The following is a 1,400-nucleotide window of genomic DNA, read 5'->3' as shown; positions in this document are numbered from 1 at the left end:
GCGCCGCCGTCGGGCGCGTGCTGGGTGGCCGCGGACGCGACGAGCGAGGCGGACAGGACGAGGGCCGCGGCGGCGGCCGCCGTGACCGTGGTGCGGGTCGTGCGGAATCTGGTGCTACGCATCGGACGCTCCTTCGCGAACGTGTGTCTCCCGTTGCCCGCGACGCTACTTTTCACCCGCTCGGTGGAACAAGATCGGGAAAGTACGTAGTCAGGCCGCGGTCACCGTTCAGCGCCACTGAACGGTCGGCCAGTGATACGCGATGGACGTACCGCGTCGGCGCGGCCGACGATGACGCCATGCCCCTGCGCCACTCGCTCCTCGCCGTGCTCGTCATGGCCATCTGGGGCACCAACTTCCTCGCGATCGACGTCGGCGTGGACGACGTGCCGCCGGTGCTCTTCGTCGCGATCCGGTTCGTGGTGGTGCTCGTCCCGGCGATCTTCCTGGTCCCCCGGCCTGCCGTGCCGATGAAAGACGTGCTGGTGGTGGGGCTGTTCCTCAGCCTCGGCCAGTTCGCCCTGATGTACACCGCGATCTGGCTGGACATGCCGCCCGGCCTCGCCTCGCTCGTGCTCCAGGCGCAGGTGGTGCTCACCGTCCTGTTCGCGAGCGTCGCCCTGCGCGAGCGCCCGACTCCGCCGCAGCTCGTCGGCGTGCTGCTCGGCGCGGTCGGCCTGGTGATCGTGGGCCTGGGCCGGTCCGCCGCGACTCCGGGGCTCGCGTTCCTGCTCACGCTCGGCGCCGCGGCATCCTGGGCGACGGGAAACGTGATCGTGCGGCGGCTGGGGACCGTGACGCAGGCGAGCGGCAGCCGGCCGACGCCGCTGGCCGGCCTCTCCATGACCGTGTGGTCGGCGCTGGTGGTGCCCGTGCCGATGTTCGCGCTGGCGCTCGTGCTGGACGGGCCTGCTGCCGTCGGCCACTCGCTGTCGCACCCGACCTGGGCCGCCGCGCTGTCCACCCTGTACACCGCATGGCTCGCGAGCCTGGTGGGCTACGGCATCTGGAACACGCTGCTGGCGCGGCACCGGGCAAGCGCGGTGGTGCCCTTCACCATGCTCGTGCCCGTGTTCGGCATGACGGCGGCCTGGCTCGCGCAGGGCGAGGTGCCGAACGCGGCCGAGGTGGGCGGCGGGCTGCTGCTCCTGCTCGGCGTGGCGATCACGTCAGGGCTGCTGCGGCCGCCGCGACGCTACAGCTCCCGTACGTAGCAGAGGAGGTCCACGCCGGGCACCGGCGTCCAGTCGCGGGCGGGGTCGCGCACGAAGCCGAGCCGCTCGTAGAGCCGGTGCGAGCCGTGGGCGATCGTGTTGGTCGAGAGCACGACCCGCCGCGTGCCCGGGGCGCCGTCGCGTCCGCCGTCGCGCGCGGCCCGGTCCAGGCACTCCCGCATCAGC

General features: G+C 72.8%; 1 protein-coding gene and 1 pseudogene. One reads left to right on the top strand and one right to left on the bottom strand.

All coding sequences use genetic code 11. The features are described 5' to 3' along the window. Nucleotides 1–299 precede the first annotated feature (299 nt). Nucleotides 300–1,214: an EamA family transporter gene (locus PROKR_RS19380; RefSeq protein WP_036965955.1), complete on the top strand. Its 915-nt coding sequence runs from the start codon at nt 300–302 to the stop codon at nt 1,212–1,214. Here the strand turns inward: PROKR_RS19380 and PROKR_RS19375 are convergent. Further along, nucleotides 1,196–1,400 (bottom strand): annotated as a pseudogene (locus PROKR_RS19375) (GNAT family N-acetyltransferase); the annotation flags it as partial. The gene PROKR_RS19380 and the pseudogene PROKR_RS19375 sit on opposite strands and share 19 nt — an antisense overlap.

The organism is Promicromonospora kroppenstedtii DSM 19349 (assembly GCF_000515355.1).
Taxonomy (GTDB): domain Bacteria; phylum Actinomycetota; class Actinomycetes; order Actinomycetales; family Cellulomonadaceae; genus Promicromonospora; species Promicromonospora kroppenstedtii.
Note: the sequence above shows the minus strand (reverse complement) of the source record. Positions and strands in the feature narration are given on the sequence as shown.

Bases quoted from the DNA above. Each gene is read 5' to 3' on its own strand.
- PROKR_RS19380 (WP_036965955.1), top strand. From the start codon at position 300: ATGCCCCTGCGCCACTCGCTCCTCGCCGTGCTCGTCATGGCCATCTGG.